The 24,267-nt window shown below is 67.1% G+C and carries 22 protein-coding genes; 10 read left to right on the top strand and 12 right to left on the bottom strand.

Translation table 11 applies throughout. The annotated features are described in order from the left end of the window. Positions 1-75 precede the first annotated feature (75 nt). From NUW87_RS05405 to NUW87_RS05430, 6 genes are read left to right on the top strand one after another with little or no spacing between them, the layout of a single operon-like run. A complete protein-coding gene (locus NUW87_RS05405; RefSeq protein ID WP_269027607.1) occupies positions 76-1,410 on the top strand; it encodes a glutamine synthetase family protein in 1,335 nt (444 codons plus the stop codon). Further along, complete coding sequence (locus NUW87_RS05410; protein WP_269027608.1) at positions 1,407-4,421, top strand: bifunctional [glutamine synthetase] adenylyltransferase/[glutamine synthetase]-adenylyl-L-tyrosine phosphorylase; 3,015 nt, start codon at positions 1,407-1,409, stop codon at positions 4,419-4,421. Before NUW87_RS05405 ends, NUW87_RS05410 begins: the two co-directional genes overlap by 4 nt. Positions 4,422-4,438: 17 nt before the next feature. Continuing rightward, complete coding sequence (locus NUW87_RS05415) at positions 4,439-4,708, top strand: Cgl2226 family protein (RefSeq protein WP_070473614.1); 270 nt, start codon at positions 4,439-4,441, stop codon at positions 4,706-4,708. A gap of 25 nt (positions 4,709-4,733) precedes the next feature. Then, a complete protein-coding gene (gene thrC, locus NUW87_RS05420) occupies positions 4,734-6,185 on the top strand; it encodes a threonine synthase (RefSeq protein ID WP_269027609.1) in 1,452 nt (483 codons plus the stop codon). 26 nt (positions 6,186-6,211) lie between these two features. Continuing rightward, the gene (locus tag NUW87_RS05425) at positions 6,212-6,364 is read left to right on the top strand and encodes a hypothetical protein (RefSeq protein ID WP_269027610.1); all 153 of its coding nucleotides are present in this window, start codon (positions 6,212-6,214) and stop codon (positions 6,362-6,364) included. Next, entirely contained in the window at positions 6,348-7,457 is a 1,110-nt protein-coding gene (locus tag NUW87_RS05430) for a trypsin-like serine protease (RefSeq protein ID WP_269027611.1), read from the top strand. The genes NUW87_RS05425 and NUW87_RS05430 overlap by 17 nt, the downstream gene beginning before the upstream one ends. On the opposite strand, the gene NUW87_RS05435 is transcribed toward NUW87_RS05430, so the two are convergent. Then, positions 7,438-8,160 carry a hypothetical protein gene (locus NUW87_RS05435; RefSeq protein ID WP_269027612.1) on the bottom strand — a complete coding sequence of 241 codons (723 nt, stop codon included), beginning with the start codon at positions 8,158-8,160 and terminating at the stop codon, positions 7,438-7,440. The genes NUW87_RS05430 and NUW87_RS05435 overlap by 20 nt on opposite strands. Positions 8,161-8,187: 27 nt before the next feature. Between NUW87_RS05435 and NUW87_RS05440 the strand changes: the two genes are divergently transcribed. From NUW87_RS05440 to NUW87_RS05450, 3 genes are all read left to right on the top strand, one after another. After that, positions 8,188-8,712, top strand: coding sequence for an NUDIX hydrolase (locus NUW87_RS05440; RefSeq protein ID WP_269027613.1), 525 nt, complete (start codon positions 8,188-8,190; stop codon positions 8,710-8,712). Beyond that, positions 8,709-9,263 (top strand): glycoside hydrolase family 25 protein, encoded by a 555-nt coding sequence (locus NUW87_RS05445; protein WP_269027614.1) that lies wholly within the window; start codon positions 8,709-8,711, stop codon positions 9,261-9,263. The genes NUW87_RS05440 and NUW87_RS05445 overlap by 4 nt, the downstream gene beginning before the upstream one ends. An 88-nt stretch (positions 9,264-9,351) precedes the next feature. Then, on the top strand, positions 9,352-10,389 hold the full coding sequence (locus NUW87_RS05450) for an HNH endonuclease signature motif containing protein (protein WP_269027615.1): 1,038 nt from the start codon (positions 9,352-9,354) through the stop codon (positions 10,387-10,389). Positions 10,390-10,441: 52 nt separating this feature from the next. Here the strand turns inward: NUW87_RS05450 and NUW87_RS05455 are convergent, their stop codons facing one another. The 3 genes from NUW87_RS05455 to glnA form a co-directional block, all read right to left on the bottom strand. Then, a complete protein-coding gene (locus NUW87_RS05455) occupies positions 10,442-11,368 on the bottom strand; it encodes a TDT family transporter (RefSeq protein ID WP_269027616.1) in 927 nt (308 codons plus the stop codon). A 162-nt stretch (positions 11,369-11,530) separates the two neighbouring features. Further along, positions 11,531-12,130 (bottom strand): VIT1/CCC1 transporter family protein, encoded by a 600-nt coding sequence (locus tag NUW87_RS05460; RefSeq protein WP_269027617.1) that lies wholly within the window; start codon positions 12,128-12,130, stop codon positions 11,531-11,533. 76 nt (positions 12,131-12,206) lie between these two features. Next, entirely contained in the window at positions 12,207-13,673 is a 1,467-nt protein-coding gene (gene glnA / locus NUW87_RS05465; RefSeq protein ID WP_272508691.1) for a type I glutamate--ammonia ligase, read from the bottom strand. 44 nt (positions 13,674-13,717) lie between these two features. Here glnA and NUW87_RS05470 point away from each other — a divergent pair, with 44 nt between their 5' ends. Continuing rightward, positions 13,718-14,194, top strand: coding sequence for an RDD family protein (locus NUW87_RS05470; protein ID WP_239219242.1), 477 nt, complete (start codon positions 13,718-13,720; stop codon positions 14,192-14,194). On the opposite strand, the gene NUW87_RS05475 is transcribed toward NUW87_RS05470, so the two are convergent. The 8 genes from NUW87_RS05475 to NUW87_RS05510 all read right to left on the bottom strand — a co-directional run bounded on the left by NUW87_RS05475 (position 14,191) and on the right by NUW87_RS05510 (position 24,229). After that, positions 14,191-15,480: a threonine/serine exporter family protein gene (locus tag NUW87_RS05475; protein WP_269027619.1), complete on the bottom strand. Its 1,290-nt coding sequence runs from the start codon at positions 15,478-15,480 to the stop codon at positions 14,191-14,193. The two genes, NUW87_RS05470 and NUW87_RS05475, sit on opposite strands and share 4 nt — an antisense overlap. After that, on the bottom strand, positions 15,477-16,268 hold the full coding sequence (locus tag NUW87_RS05480) for a DUF4191 domain-containing protein (protein ID WP_194559591.1): 792 nt from the start codon (positions 16,266-16,268) through the stop codon (positions 15,477-15,479). Before NUW87_RS05480 ends, NUW87_RS05475 begins: the two co-directional genes overlap by 4 nt. A gap of 42 nt (positions 16,269-16,310) precedes the next feature. Continuing rightward, positions 16,311-17,354, bottom strand: a complete 1,044-nt coding sequence (lipA, locus tag NUW87_RS05485; RefSeq protein ID WP_239219236.1) for a lipoyl synthase — start codon at positions 17,352-17,354, stop codon at positions 16,311-16,313. A 5-nt stretch (positions 17,355-17,359) separates the two neighbouring features. Further along, positions 17,360-18,145 (bottom strand): lipoyl(octanoyl) transferase LipB, encoded by a 786-nt coding sequence (gene lipB, locus NUW87_RS05490; RefSeq protein ID WP_269027620.1) that lies wholly within the window; start codon positions 18,143-18,145, stop codon positions 17,360-17,362. 28 nt (positions 18,146-18,173) lie between these two features. Beyond that, on the bottom strand, positions 18,174-18,560 hold the full coding sequence (gene gcvH, locus NUW87_RS05495; RefSeq protein ID WP_034998480.1) for a glycine cleavage system protein GcvH: 387 nt from the start codon (positions 18,558-18,560) through the stop codon (positions 18,174-18,176). 2 nt (positions 18,561-18,562) lie between these two features. Further along, complete coding sequence (gcvT, locus tag NUW87_RS05500; RefSeq protein ID WP_269027621.1) at positions 18,563-19,636, bottom strand: glycine cleavage system aminomethyltransferase GcvT; 1,074 nt, start codon at positions 19,634-19,636, stop codon at positions 18,563-18,565. Positions 19,637-19,648: 12 nt separating this feature from the next. Next, positions 19,649-22,468: an aminomethyl-transferring glycine dehydrogenase gene (gene gcvP / locus NUW87_RS05505; protein ID WP_269027622.1), complete on the bottom strand. Its 2,820-nt coding sequence runs from the start codon at positions 22,466-22,468 to the stop codon at positions 19,649-19,651. A 75-nt stretch (positions 22,469-22,543) separates the two neighbouring features. Next, positions 22,544-24,229 (bottom strand): dihydroxyacetone kinase family protein, encoded by a 1,686-nt coding sequence (locus NUW87_RS05510; RefSeq protein WP_269027623.1) that lies wholly within the window; start codon positions 24,227-24,229, stop codon positions 22,544-22,546. Between the last annotated feature and the right edge of the window lie 38 nt (positions 24,230-24,267).

Raw genomic sequence — 24,267 nt, forward strand, 5'->3', positions numbered from 1 at the left:
TCCTCCTTCAATGGTTAGTCACCCCCAAGCTTAGCCTGCTAATCGACGCCCAAAGGCCCGCTACAGTTGATTGGCATGAGCGCCCAAACCGACAATGTGCTGCGAATGGTGGAGCAGCAGGACATCGCCTTTATCCGCCTCTGGTTCACCGACATCTTCGGCTCGCTAAAAACCGTGATGATGTCGCCGGCGGAGCTGGAAAGCGCCTTCGAGGAGGGCGTGGGCTTCGACGGCTCCTCCATCGAGGGGTTTTCCCGCGTCTCCGAGTCGGACACCCTGCTGCGGCCCGACCCGTCGACGTACCAGCCGCTGCCATTCGACGAAGAGGCGGGCCTGCAAACCGCGCGCATGTTCTGCGACATCACCATGCCCGACGGCGACCCGCTCTACGCCGACCCGCGCCAGGTGCTGCGCCGCCAGATCACCAACGCCCGCGACATGGGCTTCGAGTTCGTGGCCAGCCCGGAGATCGAGTTCTACGTGGTCAAACCCGGACACGCGGACCAGCCGCCCACCCCGGCGGACAAGGGCGGCTACTTCGACCAGGCCAAACGCAACGAGGCGCCGAAGCTGCGCCGCATGGCGGTCTCCGCGCTGGAGTACATGGGCATTGTCACCGAGTTCTCCCACCACGAGGGCTCGCCGGGCCAGCAGGAGATCGACCTGCGCCACACCGACGCGCTGACCATGGCCGACAACATCGTCACCTTCCGCTACATCGTGAAAACGGTCGCGGAGATGAACGGCGTGCACGCCACCTTCATGCCCAAGCCGTTCAAGGACCTCGAGGGCTCGGCCATGCACACCCACTTCTCCCTGTTCGAAGGCGACACCAACGCCTTCCACGACCCGGACGACGAGATCAGTTTGTCCACCACCGGCCGGCAGTTCATCGCCGGCATCATCGAGCACGCGGGCGAGATCTCCGCGGTGACCAACCAGTGGGTCAATTCCTACAAGCGCCTCCAGTTCGGTTCCGAGGCGCCCACCGCCGCCACCTGGGGCATCTCCAACCGGTCTGCCATGGTGCGCGTACCCACCTACCGCCTGCACAAGGCGGATTCGCGCCGGGCGGAGGTGCGCTCGCTGGACTCGGCGTGCAACCCCTACCTGGCGTTCGCCGCGGTGCTCGCCGCGGGGCTGAAGGGCATCGAGGAGGGCTACGAGCTGGACGAGCCCGCCCGCGACGACGTGTTCGCGCTAACCCGCCGCGAGCGCCGCGCGATGGGGTACCGCGACCTGCCCAACTCGCTGGACCAGGCGCTGCGCCAAATGGAGCGCTCCGAGTTCATGGCCGAGGTCTTGGGCGAGCAGGTCTTCGAGTTCTTCCTGCGCGCCAAGTGGGCCGAGTGGCACGACTACACCGCCCAGATCACCCCCTGGGAGATCGATACGGGGATTGACCTGTGATTTCACCCGCCAAGCTCGGACTGACCAGCCCGCGCGCCGCCAAGGACATCGAGGAGCTTTCGCTTATCGACGAAGCTTCGCTCTACACCCTCGCCGGCGCAAGCGACCCGGACCTGGCGCTCAATAACGCCCACCGGCTCTTCGACGCGCTGGGAAGCGGCTGGGCGCAGCTGCTCGAGGCGCTGCGCGACTTTCCCGTATTCCGCACCCGGTTCTTCGCGCTGCTGGGCGGCTCCACCGCGCTGTCGGACCACCTGATTGCGCACCCGCAGCAGTGGCGGCTTTTGCTCGAGGACCTACCGGACGAGGCTGAGCTCTACCGCACCATGCTCGCCGCCGTGGGGGTCGACGCTGACGGCCCGGGGCTGTACATGGCGGGGGAGGGCGACGTTAACGCGGCTAAGCAAAAGCTCCGCGCCACCCACCGCGACCTGGTGATGCGCATCGCCGCCGCCGACCTCGCCGGCACGTTCGCCGCGGTGAAGGGCTACGGCGAGGGCGAATCCATGAGCTATAGCTACACCACCGAGCGGCTCACCTGGCTCGCGGACGCAGCACTGACAGCAGCGCTCGCGGTGGCGGTGCGCGACGTCTACGGCGACGAGGAACCCGACGCGCAGCTCGCCGTGATCGCCATGGGCAAGTGCGGCGCGGGCGAGTTGAACTACATCTCCGACGTGGACGTGGTGTTCGTGGCCGAGCCCGCCTCGCCGAAGATTACGCGCGTGGCCGCGGAGATGATGCGCATCGGCTCCGCATGCTTTTTCGACGTGGACGCGAACCTGCGGCCGGAAGGCGCCTCGGGCGCGCTGGTGCGCACCTTAGAATCTCACCAAGCCTACTACCGGAAATGGGCCGAGACCTGGGAGTTCCAGGCCCTTCTGAAGGCGCGGCCGCAGACTGGGACGATGGAGCTGGGGCGGGCGTACTCCGAGGCGATCACGCCGCTGGTGTGGGAGGCCTCCCAGCGCGACTCCTTCGTCGAGGACGTCCAAGCCATGCGCCGGCGCGTGTTGGAAAACGTTCCGGCCGAGGTGCGACGCCGCGAGCTCAAACTCGGCCCCGGCGGGCTTCGCGACGTCGAGTTCGCCGTGCAGCTTTTGCAACTCGTGCACGGGCGCATCGACGACACCCTGCGCGCCCGCAACACCTTGGAGGCACTCGCTGCCTTGGCTAAGGCCGGCTACGTCGGCCGCGAAGACGCGCGCGTGCTCACCGAGGCCTACGAGTTTTTGCGCCTGTTGGAACACCGGCTGCAGCTGCAGCGCTTCAAACGCACCCACCAGCTGCCCGAGCCGGACGACGAGAAGCGCAACCGCTGGCTCGCCCGCGCCGCCGGGTTCACCGCCAACCACCGCGGCACCGCCCCGGACGCGATGTACCGCGAGCTCAAACGCGTGCGCCGCGACGTCTCCGACCTGCACGAGCGGCTGTTCTACCGCCCGCTGCTCGGTGCGGTGGCCGACATGTCCGTCGGCGAGGCCACCCTCTCCGCCGACGCGGTGAAGGCCCAGCTGGCCGCGCTTGGCTACCGCCACCCGGCGCGCGCCTTCGACCACCTCTCCGCGCTGGTCAAGGGCACCTCGCGCAAGGCCAAGCTGCAGGCGATCCTGCTGCCGAGCCTGATGCACTGGCTCGCGGACACCGCCGACCCCGGCCAGGGCTTGCTGAACTACCGCAAGCTTTCCGACGCCGCCGTCGACCGCAGCTGGTTTCTCCGCATGCTGCGCGACGAGGGCGTGGCGTCGCAACGCCTCATGCACATCCTTGGCACCTCGCCGTACGCCTCCGACCTGATCATCTCCGCGCCCGATGTGGTCAAACTTCTCGGCGACGGCTCCAACGGTCCCCGGCTGCTCGATGCCGCCCCCGACCAAGTCCACAAAGCCATCATCGCCTCCGCCAAGCGCCACCAGGCAGACCCCGACAAGGCCGTCGCCGTGGCGCGCTCGCTGCGCCGCGCGGAGCTCGCCCGCATCGCGAGCGCCGACCTGCTCGGCCTGATGGAGCCGCGCCAGGTCTGCCTCGAACTGACCTACGTGTGGGAGGCCGTCCTCGAGGCGGCGCTTCGCGCCGAGGTGCACGCGGATCTCGCATCCTCGCCTCACGACGAGCCTCCGGCCCGCATCGCCGTCATCGGCATGGGCCGCCTCGGCGGCGCCGAACTCGGCTACGGCTCCGACGCCGACGTGATGATCGTCGCCGAACCGAGCGAGGCAGCCGATGAAGCCAGCGCCATCGCCTGGGCGGCGAAGATCGTCGACCAGATGCGCGCGCGGCTGTCCAAACCCTCCGGCGACCCGCCGCTCGAGGTGGATCTGGGGCTGCGCCCGGAGGGCCGCTCCGGCCCGGTGGTGCGCACTATCGCCAGCTACGAGCGCTACTACCGCGAGTGGGGCGAAGTCTGGGAACGCCAGGCGCTGCTGCGCGCCGCAGTCGTCGCCGGCGACCGCGGCGTGGGAGATGCGTTCTTGGAGGCCATCGACGCCTTCCGCTACCCGGCCGGCGGCGCAAAACCCGCCGACATCCGGGAAATCCGCCGCATCAAAGCCCGCGTGGACAACGAGCGCCTGCCCCGCGGCGCCGACCGCGCCACACACACCAAGCTCGGCCGCGGCGCGCTCGCGGACGTGGAGTGGACCGTGCAGCTTTTGACCATGCAGCACGCCCACACCCACGAGGAACTGCGCACCCCGTCGACTTTGGACGCGCTGGACTTCCTCGCCGAGCTCGACGACCCGTCCGTCATCCGCGGCTCGCACGCCGAGGTGCTGCGCACCGCGTGGCTCACCGCCACCCGCGCCCGCAATGCCATCGTGCTCGTCGCCGGCAAACGCACCGACCAGCTGCCCGCGCCGGGCCCGCAGCTCGCGCAGGTGGCGGGCTCCGCCGGCTACGACCCCGACGACCAACAGGAGTTCCTGGAGGACTACCTGCGCATCACCCGCCACGCCCACAAGGTGGTGGAAGAGGCGTTCTGGGGCGAGGTGCCGTCGCTGGAGTTCGACTAGGCAATATGCTCGGGGACATGGCAGTGAACATGACCATCGACCTGAACAACGCCACCTTCGCAGACCTCGTCGCGCTGGTGGACGCCGCGCGCGTGGCCGGCGTTGACCCGAAGACCGGGCTGGAACTCGACGGCGAGACGCTGAGCATCACCGTCGAGCCGACTACCCGCACGCCCGCGCGCGAGCAGGCGCCCGAGAAGGAGCGCACCGTGCCGCCGCTCGGCGACGCCGCGATTCGCTCGGTGGTGGATATTTTGACCGGTCGACAGGAACCGCCCCGCAGGTAAGGGCCCATGACGTAGACTTCGCGGGGTGGACTACATCTCAACTCGCGACGCATTGGCGCAGCCGCGCTCCTTCACGGACATCCTGCTCACGGGCTTAAGCCCCGACGGCGGCCTGTTCATGCCGGCGGTGTACCCGTCCATAAGCAATGAGCTCCTGGATCAGTGGCGCGAGCTTTTGCTTGACGACGGCTACGCAGCCCTCGCCGCCGAAGTCCTGAAGCTCTACGTCGACGACATCCCCGAGGCGGACCTCGAGGCGATCGCGCGCCGGGCGTACCGCACGCCCGTCTTCGCCAACGAGGAAATCGTCCCGGTGACCCGCCTGAACGACCAGCTGCACATCGGTCACCTGTCCGAGGGGCCGACCGCGGCGTTCAAGGACATGGCGATGCAGCTGCTCGGCGAGCTGTTCGAGTACGAGCTGGCCCGCCGCGGCGAGGAGATCAACATTCTGGGTGCGACCTCGGGCGACACCGGCTCCTCGGCCGAGTACGCGATGCGCGGGCGCGACGGCATCCGCGTGTTCATGCTCACCCCGGCCGGGCGTATGACCCCGTTCCAGCAGGCGCAGATGTTCGGTCTGGACGATCCGAACATCTTCAACATCGCCCTGGACGGCGTGTTCGACGACTGCCAGGACGTGGTCAAGGCCGTCAGCGCTGACGCGGCGTTCAAGTCGAAATACTCCATCGGCGCGGTGAACTCCATCAATTTCGCGCGCCTGCTTGCGCAGGTGGTGTACTACATCGCGACCTACCTGAAAGTCACCGAGACGAACGACGAGCGCGTTTCGTTCTGCGTTCCCACCGGCAACTTCGGCAACGTGTGCGCAGGCCACATCGCGAAGCAGATGGGCCTGCCCATCGACCGTCTCATCGTCGCGACGAACGAAAACGACGTGCTCCACGACTTCTTCGCCAACGGCGAGTACCGCCCCCGTTCCGCCGCGGAAACCCACGCGACGTCGTCGCCGTCCATGGACATCTCCAAGGCGTCCAACTTTGAGCGGATGCTTTTCGACGCCACGCTGCGCAACTCCGACCTCACCGCCGAGCTGTTCGCCAACAGGGTGAAAAACGGCGGCTTCGCTGCCTCCGACCTGGGTGGGGAAGAGGTGATGGAGCGTATCCGCGGCGAGTTCGGCTTCGCCTCCGGCACCTCCACCCACGCCGACCGCGTGGCCACCATCAAGCGCGTGAACGACGAGTTCGGGGTGCTGGTGGACCCGCACACCGCCGACGGCGTGCACGTGGCCGAGCAGCTCGCCGGCGAGGTGGATACCCCGATCGTGGTGCTGGAGACCGCGCTGCCGGTGAAGTTCGCCGACACGATCGCCGAGGCCATTGGGAAGGCCCCGGAGGTGCCGGAGCGCTTCGCGGACATCATGGACGCCGAGCGCCACGTGACCGACCTGCCCAACGACGCCGAGGCCGTCAAGGCGTTTATCGCCGACGCCATCGAGGCCACTAACGTCTAGGGCGACAGAAAGGAGCGCGCGCGACAATGGCACAGGAGCAGTTCGCAGGCCCGGAGCACTACACCGACTTCGATCCGGAGAAGTTCATCCGGGACATGAAGATCATGGCCGAAGAGAAGGACCAAGCAAAGGACGACGAGTCCTGCGACGAGGGCTCGGCGGTTGACGCCTCCGAGTAACCAGCCCGGGCAGCCGAACCGGCCCAGCTCGGCCAAGCGCTACCAGCCCGAGCAGGGGCAGCAGTGGCGCTTCCCGGACATGCCGGTCCAGCCTGCGCAAAAACCCCAGCAGCAGTACCCGCAGCACCCGCTGAAGTTCCCGGACATGCCCGCGCCGCAGCCGGCCCGCGCGCGCCGCAGCGGGCTACAGACGGGCGGGTGGATCACCGTGATCGTCGCCACCGCGATGATTGTGGGCATCGTGGTGTGGCTGGGCCTGAACGCATCCAGGGTGCCCACCGGCACCGTGGAAGAGCGCGAGGCACTGTCCGAGGTGCAAACGCCTGGCGACGCCTCACCCGCGCCGGGCAGCGAAAACAACGTGCTCGTGCCCGCGTTCGCCCCGTGGGCGCCGGGCACGAAGATTCAGACCACGGACCACCGCCCGGCGCCCGGTGAGCACTTCACGGCGCAGTCGTGCACCGCGGCGTTCTCGTTCACCGGCAAGGACGGACGCGCCTACGCGGTGACCGCCGGGCACTGCGGCCGCGAGGGCGACCTGGTGTGGCCCACCAACGCGTCCACGGCCATCGACTACGCCTCCGAGGTCGGCCACTTCATCTTCTCCGGGCTGTATTCCCAGCACACCCCGGCCACGGAGGGCACGGACGTGGGGATCATCGAGATCACAGACCCCGACCGGTTCATGGACGTGGTCGGTGCGCCGATTCCGACTGGGATCGGGGAGGGCCTTGGGCCCGTCGATAGGCTATGTAAAACGGGGGCGACCACCGGCTACACCTGCGGCACCTTCGAGGCCACCGAGCGGGTGCAGATAGTCAACCTCGACCCCGGCGTGGAGGACGAAACGTTCGGCGACATCGCCGCCGTATGCGCCGCCTCCGGCGATTCGGGCGGGCCCGTGTTCGCGGACGTGGGCGGCCGCGCCACCGTCATCGGCGTCGTCTCCGGCACCGAAGCCGGCCGCGCGGGCGAGGAGTGCTACGAGGGCATGGAGGACCCGCACCTGATGAGCTACTCCAACGTCAAGCAGGTCATGGCCGTGATCCGGCACGCCGTGCCGGACGCGGAGTTTATTCCTCAGCGTTGGTGAGCAGCGGCCAGCGCTTGAGTTGCTCACCGGTTTCCTTGTCGTTGTCCACCACCACGACTTCGTCGTCGGTGTAGCCGTTGAACGTCACGCGGTCGATCTCGTCGGGGCGCTCTACGTCCAGCCAGCGCTCGGACATCGCGTCGGCGTCGTCCACATCCATCCAGTTCAGGGTGATTACGCGGAAGTGGTTGTGCGAGGCGTAGTCGACGAACGACACCGAATCGGCGCTCTCAGCCACGCCGAAATCGATGAACTGGGCGATGGTCTCCGGAGGCAGCGTCGAGAAGCAAAAGCCCCAGAAGTTAAAGCGCATACCGCTTTTCGACGTCAACGTCACCGTGTCCAAACAATTCTGCTCCAGCAGACGCGAGAGGTGACCCGCGATCTCAGTGGAATCGTCCAGCGCCCCGACCACGACGTCGCCGCGCATCATCGCGCCCGTGTTCGTCTCACCCACGCGCACATTGTCGATCAGGTGCGGGCGGATACTCGCCGCGACGTTGGACGGATCCGCCGGCGCCGGGTTGAACGGCCGCTCCGGCTGCGGCAACTCCGCGTCCGCCGGGGTGCTCGCCGTGGTGCGGCTCGCCGCCATCGCCACCCCGAAAATCACCAGGATGACCAGCGCGCCATACACCGCGACGAACAGGGGAGCGGGGACGCGTCTGACCAAAGGCTGCGTGTCGGAAACGGCGGTGCTCATAATTCTGGGGATTGTACACTTGCCACCATGCCTATCCCGGAGTTCATCGTGGAAACCCGCAAGAAGATCGGCACCGACCTGATGTGGGTGCCGGCCGTGTGCGCCGTCGTGCTTCGCGACGCCACCGTTACCTCCCCGTGGGCCGTCCCCGAAGTGCTGCTGGTGCGCCGCGCCGACAACGGCGAGTGGACCCCTGTGACCGGCATCGCGGACCCGGGCGAAGAGCCGCACGTCGCGGCGGTGCGCGAGGTGCTGGAGGAAACCGGCGTGCGGGTGACTGCCGCCGCGATTTTGGGTGTCGGCGCGCACGGCCCGGTCACCCACGCGAACGGGGACAAGGCCAGCTACATGACGGTGCAGTTGCGCTGCGAACCGCTCGAACCCACCGCGGACCCTGTTGTCGGCGACGACGAGAACACCGAGGCCGGCTGGTTCCCCATCTCCCAGATGCCGGTGACGGACCCGAAGTGGCGCCTGGCCATCGCCGACGCCGCCTCGCAGCGCCGCCACCCGGGCAGCTTCGCGCCGCGCATGGGGCTGACCAAGAGGTGAAGCTGGGGCTCGACGTCTCCGAGCACCAGGCCGGGCTGGACGTTTCCGGCTTCGACTTCGTCATCGCCCGCACCACCGACGGCACCTACCAGGACGCCGCGTTTTCGTCCTTCGCCCCGCATGCGACGGCGGCGTACCACTTCCTGCGCGCCCCGTCCGAAGGCACGTCCGTCGCCTCGCAAGTTGCCGCCTCGCTCGAGGTCTTAGGGGATCGCCGCCTGCCTATGTGGCTCGACGTCGAGTCCCCCGTGGGGCTTTCGCTTCTCGACGTCCACTCCGCCCACCACGCCTTCACCTCCGCAGGCGTCGAGGTGGCCGGTGTCTACACGAGTGCCTGGTACTGGCGCCGGCACATGCTGTTTGCTTCTGTGTCCGAGTTCGGCGCGCTGTGGCTCGCCCAGTGGGGCACTAACCCAGTCGTGGACGTTTCTGCGTTGCCGGAGCTGGGGGATTGGCCGCGTCCCCTCGGCTTCCCGGAGCCCACGGTGTGGCAGTTCACCTCCCGCGGGCGCGTCGACGGGGTGGACGTCGATTTAAATCTGGCGCGCTGACCTGCTGATTGTGAATTTCACAGGTTGAGTTCTCCACAATTCGCCGCGGGTCTAGTTTTGGGGGTTGCGCTGTTTTAGCTTCTGGGCCATGAACTTCACCGACTTTGTTACCGCAGGCGTGGGTGTCCTCGCCGACTTCGACCGCGACGTGGCCATGGCCGCCGGCCTATCGTCTGGCCGGGTGCGCGATTTGGCGCGGGTGCACCACACCTACTTTGGCCCGACCCAGTTCACCCGCAAACAACGCGACGCTCTCGAGGCTGCTCATGGTCTGCCGGTCGACCAGCTGGTGCACATCGAGAAAAAGTTGCTCGCCGTCGAAGGAGCCGCGGAACGCTGGCGCATCCGCCTCGACCTAGTGCGCCACCGCGGCTCATATAGGGCACTGACCAAGCGCATCAAACGGCTGATCAAACAACCCATCAAACCCGCCGCACCCTCGTGCAGGTTTTCCCGCTCCAAGGCCGGCATGCGCACCATGATCCTCACCTACAACGAGCGCGACCTGGCCGATCTTGAGCACCTGCTGCGCCAACTCATCGACGCCGACGACCCGGCGGCCGCCCAAATGGCCCACACCCTCATCAGGATCCTGCGCGACGGCAAAGGTATACCGAAGGCGAACTTCCGCCCGATCATCCTGGTGCCGATCGCCGACTGGGCCCGCATCCAATCAGGCCACGCAGACGAAGTCACCCTGATCTGCACCGACGGCACCACCATGACCGGTGCCGAATACATGGAGCACGAATTCGGCGACATACTCGAAGTCGCCGCGTTCCACCCCCAAGAAGGCCCCGTCAACCTCTACCACGCAAAGCGCTGCGCCAACCCCAAACAAAAGACCATGTCGAAACTCACCTGCCCGGCCTGCGCGTTCCCCGACTGCAAACACTCCGCGGAGACCACACAAACCCACCACATCAACGCGTGGCGCTTCGGCGGGATGACCAACATGGACAACCTCGCCGAACTCTGCCCGTTCCACAATGGGGTCAACGCCGACAACAGGAAGGGAAAGTTCGGCTACATCGACAACCCCAACGCCCGCATCCGCTGGGTCGCGCCCAACGGCACGAAAGTGCCCATGACCACCCCGGGCGCGATGGAGTTGCTCTTCGACTAACCACCACACACCGAAAACCCGCCCCACCGGGCGGGCCCATCGGCATGCCGTTTTAGCGCCGCCCCTCAAGCACCCAGCTGATGAAGCGGCCGGAGCACAGCGACCAGTGCACGATGAGCAAGAACGGGAGGGTCAGCGCCACCACGTCGAGCCAGTGCGAGCCGTTGACGAGCGCCACCTGGTGCCCGCCCATGCTCACCGTGCCGGGTGGGAAGGTGCACGCCCACCACGCAGGTGTGTACTCCACCCAGCGCGCGACATTGGGGTAGAAGTTCCACATCGCCCAAATACCCAGCGGGATGGCCAACACGAGCGCGACGTAGCCGTAGTAGATCGAAACCTTGCCCGGGTAGAGAATCTGCATCGCGGTGGTGGATTGTCCGATCACGCCCAGGGGCACCCACGCTGTCGCCGATAGCGGCCCCGAAAGGTCCACCTTGCCGTGCCACGCCGCCCAGTACACGCGGGCGAAGGTCGGCACCGCGGTGAACAGGGACATCAGGAAGAACACGGTGCCGAGTACGTGGTAGAACTGCCCGTAGTCGCGGGCGAGCCAGCCGGCCACCGACGCGGAAATCATCGGGCCGACCAACGGCAGGCCCCAGGTGAACTTCGGCGCGCCGTCGAAGCGGGTGAGTTGGATGGCCCAGGTGATTGCGGTGACAGGGGCGCCGATCCAGAAGCCGATGAGGCGGTAGACGCCCTCGTCGGTAAGCCCGGAAAGCGCGGCACCCAGTGCGAGGATGCCGATGAAGAACATCGACCATTCCGCCATGGTGGTGCGCTCGAAGCTGGGGTGGCGGTAGCGCGCGAACCCGAACACGAGCACAACGAGGATGAAGCACGCGATCGCAGCGAAGACGGCGGAGAAGAACTGGTGGTCCATCTCCACGAGCAGTCGCGACACGATTGAGGTGCCCATGAGGCTGCCGCCCCACGCGGGGCCGGGCGGTGGCAGTTGGCGGAACTTGTCAGTCACTCAGCGCATGGTAATCCCTTTTAGGTAACGGTGCTTGCTCGGCCCACCAGGCGGGCCCCGTTGCACCGAAACAGCCCCGGAAACACAAAACCCGACCTGCGGTTTTGTACCGGTGAGGCCGGGAGCTGGTTGGGCAGGTCACTGTTGAGCCGCGGTGTGTTTCTAACCCACGTTCGCCCCGAACAGCGAGCCGATGGCGAACGTGGCCGCCAGCGCCATGGTGCCGCCGACCACGATGCGGGTCACCGAGCGTGCGACCGGGGCCTCGCCGAGTTTCGCGGACAGCGCGCCCGTCAACGCGAGTGCCACTAGGGTCAGCACGAAGATGGCGGCGATGCGCCAGGACGCGGGGGCGAGCAGCGCCGTCGCAAAGGGCAGTGCGGCGCCGAGCAGGAACGACAGGAACGACGCAATGGCTGCGGACCACGGGTTGACCTGCATTTCTTCGGCGAGGCCCATGGCGCGCTCGGAGTCGCGCTGCGAGGAGACCGAGACGTACTCGCCCAACGCCATCGACACCGCGCCGCCGATCACCGCGGCCAGGCCGGACATCGCGATCGTGGTCTGGTCGGACGTCGCGCCCGCCACGCCGACGACAACGGCGGCGGTGGAGACGATGCCGTCGTTCGCGCCCAACACCGCGGCGCGCAGGCGGTTCAGGCGCTCGCCGGTGCCGGGCTCATGCCTATCGACGCCCCGTTCCTCCGTCCCCGGACAATCCGCGGGGCAGTCGGGCTGGGGGCGGTTCATCAGATCAGTCATGATCCAATCATCACCCGGCCCGGTCACCCCCGCAAGGAAGTTCGGCCTGCCTTAGTGCAGGTCAGGCTATGCAAACCTAGCAGTCGAAGTACATCTCGAACTCCTGCGGGGTGGGTCGCAGGCGCACCGGGGTGATCTCGTTGTCGTACTTGAGCTTGATGTAGGTCTCGATGAGGTCGTCGGTGAACACGTCGCCCTCGGTGAGGAAGTCGTGGTCCTCCTCCAGCGCCTTGAGCGCGGCCTCCAGCGAGGTCGGCGCCTGCGGGATGTCCTTGGCTTCCTCCGGCGGCAGCTCGTAGAGGTCCTTGTCCACCGGGGCGTGCGGCTCGATGCGGTTTTTGATGCCGTCGATGCCCGCCATGAGCATTGCCGCGAAACCGAGGTAGGGGTTACCCGACGGGTCCGGTGCGCGGAACTCGATGCGCTTGGCCTTCGGGTTCGCGCCGGTGATCGGGATGCGGATCGCGGCGGAGCGGTTGCGCTGCGAGTACACCAGGTTGATCGGTGCCTCGAAGCCCGGCACGAGGCGGTGGTAGGAGTTCAGCGTCGGGTTGGTAAACGCCAGCACCGCCCCGGCGTGCTCGAGCAGGCCGCCGATGTACCAGCGGGCGATGTCGGACAGGCCGCCGTAGCCGGACTCGTCGTAGAACAACGGCTCGCCGTCCTTCCACAGCGACTGGTGGGCGTGCATGCCGGAGCCGTTGTCGCCGGCGAGCGGCTTGGGCATGAACGTCACGGTCTTGTCGTACAGCGTGGCGGTGTTTTTGATGATGTACTTGAAGTCCTGCAGGTCGTCGGCCGCGTGCAGCAGGGTGTTGAAGCGGTAGTTGATTTCCTGCTGGCCGCCGTTGCCCACTTCGCGGTGGAAGCGCTCGATGTCGAAGCCGGCGGCGGCGAGGTTGCGCACCATCGCGTCGCGCACTTCGACGGTCTTGTCGTGCGGGGCGACGGGGAAGTAGCCGCCCTTCCAGCGGTTCTTGTAGCCAAGGTTCGGCGAGCCGTCGGCTTCGATTTCGTTGCCGCGGTTCCACCAGCCTTCTTCGGCGTCGATTTCGTAGAACGCGGAGTGGCCCTCCACCTCGTAGCGGATGGAGTCGAACAGGTAGAACTCGGCTTCGGCGCCGATGGAGCAGGTGTCAGCGATGCCCGTGGAGCGCAGGTATTCCTCGGCCTTCTTGGCTACGTTGCGCGGGTCGCGGGAGAACGGCTCGTGGGTGAACGGGTCGTTGACGAAGAACTTCACGTTCAGGGTCTTGGAGCCGCGGAACTGGTCGAGCTTGGCGGTAGCGAGGTCCGGCATGAGGGTCATGTCGGATTCTTCGATGGTGGTGAAGCCGCGGATGGAGGAGCCGTCGAAGGCGAGGCCTTCTTCCATCACATCTTCGTCGAACATCGACGCCGGGATGGAGAAGTGGTGCTCGATGCCGGGCACGTCGGTGAAGCGCACGTCGACGAATTCCACCTCCTCGTCAGCGATGAATTTTTTGACATCTTCGATGTTGTCGAAGGACACGGGTGGTACTCCTCGTTGTGTGTCGGACATAACGGTTTCAAGTCTACGCGCGCGTGACACTACGCTCGGAAGGCATGGCTGCTTCTCGACGACAAAACTGGCACGACGGCCCCGAAATCCCGAACCAATTCTCCGGCGAGGACACCTTGCCTGAGTACCCGGGGCAGTATCTCGGGATGCCGAAGGAGGGGACGGGCTCGCAGGCGTCGGTGCTGCGCCGCATGGGCGGGGTGTTCATTGACTGGGCGTTGTGCGCGGTGGCTGCGTCGCTGATCACGGCGAACACGTCCGCGTTGGGGGACCGCTACACCGCGACGTACCTGCTGTGGATCGTTTTGGGCATCGTGTGCGGCTGGTTGTTCTCCCGCACGCCGGGCATGGCGGCGCTGGGCATGGGGGTTGCGCGCGTGGACAAGGAGGCCCCGGTGGGGCTGTGGCGAGCGGCGGTGCGCACAATCCTCACCGGCTTTGTGCTGCCAGCGGCGCTTGTGGACGCCGATGGGCGCGGCATGCACGACCGAGCCACCACCACGACGGTGATCCGCACCTAGTTGTTGATGGGGCGTTCCTCGCCGACGAGTTCGTGGTCGAAGTCGATGTAGCGGTACATCGCCCAGTTCGGGTCGGTGAGCATGCGCGCCACCGCGAGCCCGCCGGCGATGAACAGCACCACGAACGACACCTCGGTGAATTTCGACAGCGCGTTAAGGATGTCGCCGTCGGCGAAGTTGTGCACCGCGGCGTAAATGACGGGGCCGGGGATCATCACCACCGCCGCCGGGATGGTCACGGTGGTGCGGGGCACCTTCGCCACCCGGCCCAAAAGCCCGCCGGCGACGCCGATGATAAGGGCGGCGACGAAGGCGGCGAGGTAGGAGCGCACCCCGTCCGCAAGCAGGGCGAGCCGTGCGACGTTGGCCGCCATCCCGAGGGTGGCGGCGATGACCGCCATGCGTCTCGACGAGTTGAACAGCAACGCAAAGCAGCCCACACTGACGAAGCTGGCCAGCGCCCCGGCGACCATGAACTCCGCCGACCGCGGCACCGCCGTCGACGGCAGCTCCGGGGTGCCGGAGAGCATCGCCACCACGGAGACGGTCAGCATGATCACCACGATGATCTCGAGGGCGAAAAACAGCCTCGGGATCCCGGCGGTGAAGTCGAAGCGGGCGAGGTCCACAAACGAGGTGAACAGCGGGAAGCCGGGGATGAGAAACAGCACCGCGGCGATGAAACCGGGGGAGACCACACTACTTAACTGCAGGAGCTGGTCGAGCAGCAAGAACGCTGACGACGCCACTAACGACGCCGCCATCGTGATGCCGATGAGGTTGAAGTGCGCCTTGTGTAAAAACGCCCGCACCAGCTGGCCCAGCATCGCCGCCAGGCACACCAGCGCGGCGGTGGCGAGCCCGAACTGGTTCAGTACTGCGAATCCGGCGCAGGCGAGTCCGGCGGCGAACGTCGATAGGCAAAGGCCCCAGCGTGGAGACGGGATGCGCTCGATCTCGTCGAGCACTGCATCGATGACCTCGGGCGTGCGGTAGCTCTGCAGAAGCGAGTGCGCCGCGGTCTCCAGCGCCTCGATGCGCGAGGCGTTGACACCCGGCAGCGGCACGTCGGACACGGCGGTGCGGAACTGCTGGCCGCGGTGGAACGTGCAGCTGATGGTGTTGAAGCCGACGATGACGTCGGCGTCGTCGAAGCCCACCGAGCGGGCGCAGCGCTTCACCGCGCGGATCACGCGGTAGCCGGACGCGCCGGCAGACAACAACAAGACGCCGAAGCGAAGGCAGGTGTTCGCTTCGGCGTCCATGCCGGGGTTGTGCTCGATCACTTGCCGCCCTTGCGCTCCTGCATGCGGCGCATCTTGCGGTTCATGCCCGCCATGTTCTGTGCCTGCTTCGGCAGCGGGCCGCCCGGCAGGCCGGCGGCCTGGGCGCCGCGGCCGCGCGAATCCATCGCGTCGAGCTTGGCGGCGAGGCTGTACACCTCGTTCTTCTGGTAGTTCTTCGGCAGCTTGAGCAGGTGCTTCTGCAGGTCGCGGTTGCGCACCTGGCCTTCGCCCTCACCGGCGTAAACCTCGTAGACGGGCACGCCCGCCAGGAGGCGCTCGACGCGCTTGTGCTCCTTGCTCATCAGGGACTTCAGGCGGTTCGGGTTGCCTTCGCCGACGAGCACAACGCCCGGGTTGCCCACCACGCGGTGCACGGTGTCCATGTGGGTGTTGGCCTGCACGCCGGTTTTGGTCTGCCACACGATGCCCATCGTGTTGCGCATGTTCTCCAGCGTCCAGCCTGCGGCGCCGGGGGTGTCGCCGACCTCGTCGTACATGGACTTTTCCAGGCGGCGGGAGAAGATGAACATCGCCAGCACGGCCCCCAGGATCAGGCCCATGATCAGCCAGAACCACTTCGCGCCCCACCACAGGCCGAGGAGGAAGAACAGCAGCCCGCCGCCCAGCACGCAGGCGAGCATGATGGGGATGAGCGCCTTGTCGCGCTTGCGCTGGATGTCAAACGCCTGCTTGAGCTGCGAGCGGGTTGCTTTGCCCTTGGCGCGCTTCGCGGCGCGCTGTTCTTTCTTGGCGGCTTTCGCCGCTTCCTTGTCCTGCGTCTTAGCCATGGACATAACTGTATGCCACAGCTAAGACGCGGGCCAAAGACCCTAGCGGGTCTCCACTGGGTGGTCGGCGGATGCGCCGTACTTCTTCAGCAGGGTGGAGGCCTCTTGCGCAGTATCGCCTTGCGACGTCTCCGCCAAGTGCTTCAGGTTCTCCGGCAGCTCGAGGCCACGGTGCGCCATCGCCTCGACGTAGAGCTTGCCGGCGCGGTAGGAGGAGCGCACCAGCGGGCCGGACATGACGGCGCCGAAGCCCATTTCGTAGGCGGCGTCGCGGTACTCGATGAACTCTTCCGGCTTCACCCAGCGGTCGATCGGGTGGTAGGTCGGGCCGGGGCGCAGGTACTGGGTAATCGTGATGATGTCGCAGCCTGCGTCCACCAGGTCGTGCAGCGCCTCGAGGACTTCCTCGCGGGTCTCGCCCATACCCAGGATCAGGTTGGACTTGGTGATCAGACCGAAGTCGCGGGCCTGGCGGATGACGTCAAGGGAGCGCTCGTAGCGGAACGCCGGGCGGATGCGGCGGAAGATGCGCGGGACGGTCTCCACGTTGTGAGCGAAGACCTCGGGGCGGGCCTCGAAGACCTCCTGGAGCAGGTCCGGCTTGCCGGAGAAGTCCGGGGTGAGGTTCTCCACGCCGGTGTGCGGGTTGAGCTCGTGGATCTTGCGCACGACCTCGGCGTAGAGCCAGGCACCCTCGTCGTCGAGGTCGTCGCGGGTCACGCCGGTGATGGTGGAGTAGTTCAGCTCGAGGTTCTGCACCTCTTCTGCCACGCGGCGCGGCTCGTCGCGGTCCAAGGGATCCGGGCGGCCGGAGGCGATGTCGCAGAAGTCGCAGCGGCGCGAGCAGCGGGATCCGCCGATGAGGAAGGTCGCCTCACGCGACTCCCAGCACTCGTGGATGTTGGGGCAGCCCGCCTCTTGGCACACGGTGTGCAGGCCCGCGCCCTTGACCTTTTGTTTCATGTCCTCGTATTCGGGACCGGTCTTGACGGAGTTGCGGATCCACCGCGGCTTCTTCTCAATCGGTGTTTCGGAATTGCGCGCCTCAACGCGCAAGAGCTTGCGGCCTTCTGGTGCTACAGTCACGCTAATTACCGTACCTTCCGTGTCAAACCCTTCGAGGGGTCCGGTCGGGTGGCGAATGTGTGGTCCGCCACGACCAGTTCGCCGGATAGTGCGCGCTCTAATTCGCGCACCATCGGGGCGGCCATATCGGCCGGGGTGGTGTCGCGCCCGAGCTCGAGTGACAGGGTGGTCACGTCGGCGTCGTCGATGCCGCAGGCGACGATGTGCTCGTAGTGCTCGAGGGTGTTGTTGCAGTTCAAGGCGAGGCCGTGCATGGTCACGCCGCGGGTGATGCGGATGCCCAGGGCAGCGATTTTGCGCTCGCGTGTCGACGCCTCCGGGTCCACCGCCTTCGTCTCCTCCGGCACCCAGACCCCGGAGCGGCCGTCGACCCGGCCCGCCGTGGTCACGCCTGCGTCGCGCACGACCTGGATGAGCGCCTCCTCTAAGCGGCGCACGTAGTCGACCACGTCCACCGGCTCGGCGAGTTTGATGATGGGGTAGATCACCAGCTGGCCCTCGCCGTGCCAGGTGATGCGCCCGCCGCGGTCCACCGGCACCACGGGCACCGGGTAGGCGGGGTCGGGCATGTCCTCCGGCTGCGTGCGCTTGCCGGCGGTGAAGGTGGAGGGGTGCTGGAGTACCAACACGGTGTCGGGCAGTTCGCCTTTGGCCCGTCGAGAAGCAATGTCTGCTTGGAGGTCCCAGGCCTCCTGATAGTCCACGAGCCCCAGCTCGCGCACATCAATGGGCGCGGCTGAGGCTCGGATGGATTTGTCGGCGGGGAAGAACGGATCGCGCGGGGCAGTCATGCCCCTCAACCCTAGTCCCCGGCCGGAACTACACGCCGTTGGAGGAGGCGTACTCGTCGGCGGTCATCAGCGGGCCGACTTCCTCGACCTCCACCTCGAAGAGCCAGCCCTCGCCGTACGGGTCGTTGTTGATGGCCTCGTAGGCGCCGTCGATGTCCTCGTTGACCGCGGTGACCGTGCCGGTGACCGGGGAGTACAGGTCGGAGACGGACTTGGTGGACTCGATCTCGCCGCAGGTCTCGCCGGCGGTGACGGTGTCGCCCACCTGCGGAAGCTCCGCGAAGACAACCTCGCCGAGGCGGTCAGCGGCGACGTGGGTGATGCCCACGCGCACAGTCTTACCTGCTGCCTCGTCCGGGGTGGCGTTGATCCACTCGTGGTCCTCGGAGTAGTAGAAGTCCTGCTTCAGCTCCATGGTTATGCGTCCTTTCGGGAGTAAAACGGGGTCGGTGCAATAGTAAACGGGTAACGGCGTCCGCGGATGTCGACGTCCACGTCCGTGCCCTCTTCAGCATGCGCCGGGTCCAGGTGTGCGAGCGCAACCGGGTGGCCCAGCGTCGGCGACGGCTGGCCGGAGGTGACCACGCCGATCTTGTCGTCGGAGTCTTTCAGGAAGACCTCGGCGCCCTCGCGGGCGGCGCGGCGCTGCTCGGAGGTAAGGCCCGCGATAACCACGCTCGGCTCGCGGCCGGTCAGCGCCTCCTTACCCACGAAGTCCGCCTCCTTTTTGGCAAACGCGCGGCCCATGCCGGCCTCCACCGGGGTGATCTCGGAGGTCAGCTCGTGGCCGTACAGCGGCATCGAGGCTTCCAGGCGCAGCGAGTCGCGCGCCGCCAGGCCGCACGGGGTGCCGTGATCGATGACGGCGTCCCACACCTTCTGCGCGTCCTCGCGGGTGCAGAACAGCTCGAAGCCGTCCTCGCCGGTGTAGCCGGTGCGGGCGACGAAGGTTTCAACGCCGTCGAGGGTCATCCACGCGCCGGAGTAGTAGGAAAGGGCGGAGGCGTCGTCGCTAAGCAAAGGCTCCAACACCTCAAGCGCACGCGGACCCTGGACGGCAACCAGCGCGAACGCCTCGGAATTGTTGCTGAGCTGCACCTCGAAGTCGCCCTGTCGCGCCTCAAACGCCGCCCACACCGCGTTGGTGTTCGCGGCGTTGGGCACGACCATGAAGTGGTTCTCGCTGAAGCGGTAGGTGATCAGGTCGTCGATGATGCCGCCGTCCTCGGCGACGATCATGGAGTACTTCGCCTTGCCGTCCTTGAGTGCGGTGAAGTTGGAAATCAGCGCGTAATCCAAAAACGCGGCGGCGTCGGGGCCCTGGACGGTGATCTCGCCCATGTGGGACAGGTCGAAAATGCCCACGTCGGTGCGTACCGCGCGGTGCTCCTCCAGCTCCGAGCCGTACTTCAGCGGCATCTCCCAGCCGCCGAAATCGGTGAAGCTCGCACCGAGCTTTTCGTGCGTTGCGTGCAGCGGGGTCTGTGGCATGTGTGTTCCTCCTTAGGATTCGGTTTCGGTATCGGTGTCGAAGGCTTCCGGCGGCGGGCAGGAGCATTGGAAGTTGCGGTCGCCGAAGGCTTCGTCGATACGCCGCACCGGCGGGAAGTACTTCGCGTGCACCAGCGAATCCACCGGGTATGCGGCTTTTTCGCGGGTGAACTCGTACGGCCACTCGGAGCGGATCACGCTCTCGGCGGTGTAGGGCGCGTTGTGCACGACGGAGTTTTCGTACTCCACTTCGCCGTCGATGATCTCCTGGATCTCCGCGCGGATGGCGCGCATCGCCTCGATGAAGCGGTCCAGCTCGGCTAAGTCCTCGGACTCGGTCGGCTCCACCATCAGCGTGCCCGCGACGGGGAAGGCGAGGGTGGGGGCGTGGAAGCCGTAGTCGATCAGGCGCTTGGCCACATCGGCCGCGGTGACCCCGGAGGCGTCGGTGAGCTCGCGCAGGTCCAGGATGCACTCGTGGCCGACCAGGCCGTCGTTGCCGGTGTAGAGCACCGGGTAGGAATCGTTCAGCTCGCGCGCGATGTAGTTCGCGCCCAACACGGCGTGCTCGGTGGCGCTGCGCAGGCCCGCGGCACCGGACATGGCGATGTAGGACCAGGAGATCGGCAGCACACCAGCGGAGCCGTACAAGGTGGAGGTCACAGGCACGCCGCCCTCGCCGTCTTCGGCGGTCGGGTCGCCAGGCAGGAACGGGATCAGGTGCTCGCCCACGCCGATCGGGCCCACGCCCGGGCCGCCGCCGCCGTGCGGGATGGTGAACGTCTTGTGCAGATTCAGGTGGCTGACGTCGCCGCCGAAGTCGCCCGGGCGGGCGATGCCGGTCAACGCGTTCATGTTCGCGCCGTCGATGTAGACCTGCCCGCCGGCCGCGTGCACCTTGTCGCAGACCACGCGCACGTCCTCCTCGTACACGCCGTGCGTGGAGGGGTAGGTGAGCATGATCGCGGCCACGGAGTCGGCGTGCTTTTCCAGCTTCGCATCCAGGTCCGCCAGGTCGATGGAGCCGTCGTCCGCGGTTTTCACCACCACGACGCGCAGGTTCGCCAGCGTCGCCGACGCCGCGTTCGTGCCGTGCGCGGAGGCCGGGATGAGGCAGATGTCGCGTTCGGCGTCGCCGTTGGCCACGTGGTACGCGCGGATGGCCAAAAGGCCGGCCAGCTCGCCGGTCGCGCCGGAGTTCGGCTGCACCGACACCTCGGCGTAGCCGGTGATTTCCACCAGCCAGGCGCGGATTTCGTCGATAAGCTCGCGCCATCCCGCGGTGTACTGGTCGGGGGTGTAGGGGTGCACGTTGGCGAACCCCGGCCAGGTGATCGCCTCCAGGCCGGCGGTGGGGTTGAGCTTCATGGTGCACGAGCCCAGCGGGATCATCGTGCGGTCCAGCGCGAGGTCCTTGTCGCCGAGCGTGCGGATGTAGCGCATCATCTGCGTCTCGGAGTGGATGCGGTTGAACGTCTCGTGGGTGAGGAACTCGGTGGTGCGCTCGAGCGACGCTGGGATGCGAGCGGCGCCCTCGGCGACGGAAGCGCCGAAGCCTGCCAGCAGCGCCTCGACGTCGGCGTCGGTGGTGTCCTCGCCGAAGGAGACGCCGACGGTGGTCTCATCGATTGCGCGGACCAGGTACCCAGCATCAGCCAGCTTTGCGACGACCTCCGGTGCCCCCGCAACCTCAACCGCCACCGTGTCGAAGAACTCGGCGTGCTTGACTGCCACGCCGGCAGCCTCGAGCGACGCCGCGAAGTCCGCGGCGCGCTGGTGGACGGCGCGCGCGATCTCGGTCAAGCCTTGCGGGCCGTGGTAGACGGCGTACATGGACGCGGTCACGGCAAGCAGCGCCTGGGCGGTGCAGATGTTGGAGGTGGCGCGCTCGCGGCGGATGTGCTGCTCGCGCGTCTGCAGCGCCAGGCGGTAGGCCGGGTAGCCCTCGGTGTCCTTGGACACGCCCACCAGGCGGCCCGGCATCTGGCGCTGCAGCTTCTCGCGCACCGCCATGTAGGCCGCGTGCGGGCCGCCGTAGAACAGCGGCACACCGAAGCGCTGGGTGGTGCCGATTGCGATGTCCGCGCCGAACTCGCCGGGGGACTCCAGCAGCGTCAGGGCCAGGATGTCGGCGTCGACGGCGACCAGGCCGCCGCGCTCGTGGATCGCCTCGATCACCGGGCGCGGGTCCACGATGTCGCCCTCGGTGCCCGGGTAGGCGAACACCGCGCCGACGAGGTCCTCGCCGACCACGCCCTCAGCCAGGTCGGCCACCTCGACCTCCAGGTCGATCGCGCGGGCGCGCTCGGAGGCGACCTTGATCACCTGCGGGTGCAGACGCGAATCCAGAAGCACCCGGCGGCCCTTCTTCACCACGCGGGACATCAGCCCGACTGCCTCGGCGGCGGCGGATGCTTCGTCGAGAAGCGATGCGTTCGCGATGTCCAGACCGGTGAGATCCTGCACCATGGTCTGGAAGTTCAGCAGCGCCTCGAGGCGGCCCTGCGAAATCTCGGCCTGGTACGGCGTATACGCCGTGTACCAGCCGGCATCCTCCACCACACCGCGGCGGATCACGGGCGGGGTCAGGGTGGAGGAGAATCCCTGACCGTAAAACGCGCGCAGCACGGTGTTCTTGTCTGCGAGTTCGCGCAAGCGGTCCTGGGCCTCGTATTCCGTCAGCGCCTCCGGCAGATCGAGCGGCTTGTCCGCCAGGATGCCGGAGGGCACCGCCGCGGTGATCAGCGCATCGATGGAATCGTAGCCCAGCGCATCCAGCATTTTCTGCTGTTCTGCCTGGTCTGGGCCGATATGACGGGAGATGTAATCCAAAAGAGGGCTCCTTGAAAAATCGGGTCGTACAACCACGCGACAGCTTAGCTGTTTCTCAGTTGCCGAAAGCCCGATTTAGAACTCGTCCACACCCGCTTCACCGAACAGCCACGTCACCGCGATCGCACCCGGATCGGGCACGTGTTTCGCGCTCTCGCCGAGATACGACGCGCGGCCCTTCTTCGCCTGCATGCCGCGGGTCGCCTTCGCACCTTCGACCGCCGGGGCGAAGACGTGCGCGAGCACCTCGTCGACGCTGCCGGTGGCGTCCTTCGCGGCGCGTGCGGCGGGGGCGAGCGCGTCGACGAGCGTGTTGTCGCCCTCCTTCGCGCCGCCGAGCTGCGTGATGGCGTCCACGCCGCGCTCAAGCCCCTCCGCGAGTGCTTCGGCAAATGCGCTGCCGTCCGCGTCGCGCGAATCCACGCCTGCGAACGCGTCGGCCATTTGGCGGAAGAAGGTGCCCAGCACCGCACCCGAGGTGCCGCCGGCGCGCACCAGCATGCGGTGTGCGAAAAAGTTCAGCACGTCCGCGTCCGCGCCGCGCACAGGCGTGACGACGTCACCAAAGGCCGCCTCCATATTCTGGCCGAAGTCGCCGTCGCCGGCCTCGCGGTCCAGGGCAGTCAGGTCGTCGTAGCTGGCGCCCAGGCGCTCGACAAAGCGGCTCAGCCACGCGTTTTCCTCGCCGCTGTCGGGCTGGGTCTCGTTGTCCACCAGGATCGCCTCGGCATACTCCGGGTCGTTGACGGTGCCGGGCCAGGCGGGAGCGGCGGTGGAGGCGTCGATGAGCTCGGTGAGCTCGTCGTCGAGCACGGTGAGCGTGAGCGAGATGCCCGCCATGTTCAGCGAGGTCACCAGCGTGCCGCGCATGCCGCGGCGCACCTTCAGCCCGCGGTCTGTCAGCTGCTTGAGCGCCTCGCCGAAGATCAAGTCCTGCTCCAGCTGGCTCGTGCCGCCGAGGCCGTTGACGAAGAGCATCACGTCGCCGCTGGGGTTGCCAAGCGAGCCGAGGATGCCGTCCAGCAGTTCCTCCACGAGAGCCGCCGCGGTCAGCTGCGCGCCGGCAATGTCGCGGCGCTCCACGCCCGGCTCGCCGTGGATGCCCACGCCGATCTCGATCTGGCCGTCCGCCAAGTCGAACGTGGCGCGGTCCGAGGTCGGGGAGTGGCCTGGCTGCAGCGCCACCGCCATGCTGCGGGACTGGTCCGCCGCGCGCTGGGCAACCTCAGCCACCGCCTGCAGGTCGTCGCCGCGTGCGGCGGCCGCGCCGGCGACCTTCTCCACAATCACGGTTGCTCCGGTGCCGCGGCGGCCCGGCGAATCATCGTTGTCGATCTCGGTTGCAACATCGTCGTCCACCAGCACCTGCGCCACCTCAACGTCGGCGTGGTTGGCCGCCACGGTGAAGTTCATCACGTCGCCGGTGTAGTTCTTCACCACGTGCACCACGCCGTTGCCGCGGTCCGCCCACTCGGTGGCCGCGCCGATCTGCACTGCGTTGGGGGAGGTGAACAACAGACCCGGGCAGGCCGCATCCAACATGCCGGAGCCGATAAAGCCGGCGTGCATCGGCTCGTGGCCGGACCCGCCGCCGGAGATGACGGCTACTCGTTGTTCGCCTTTGGTGGCGTCGTCAAGCGAAAGCCCCACGAAGCCCTCGTCGTGCCACTGCGCGCACGGGTGCGCGGCGACAAGGCCGCCGAGGGCCTCCCGCATGAAGTGGTCGGTGGCGTTACGAAATGATTTGAACGTGTCAGGCATGCCACCACTGTATGCCAAAAACGACGAAACCCGGCACC

This window comes from Corynebacterium pilbarense (assembly GCF_026930265.1).
Taxonomy (GTDB): Bacteria; Actinomycetota; Actinomycetes; order Mycobacteriales; family Mycobacteriaceae; genus Corynebacterium; species Corynebacterium pilbarense.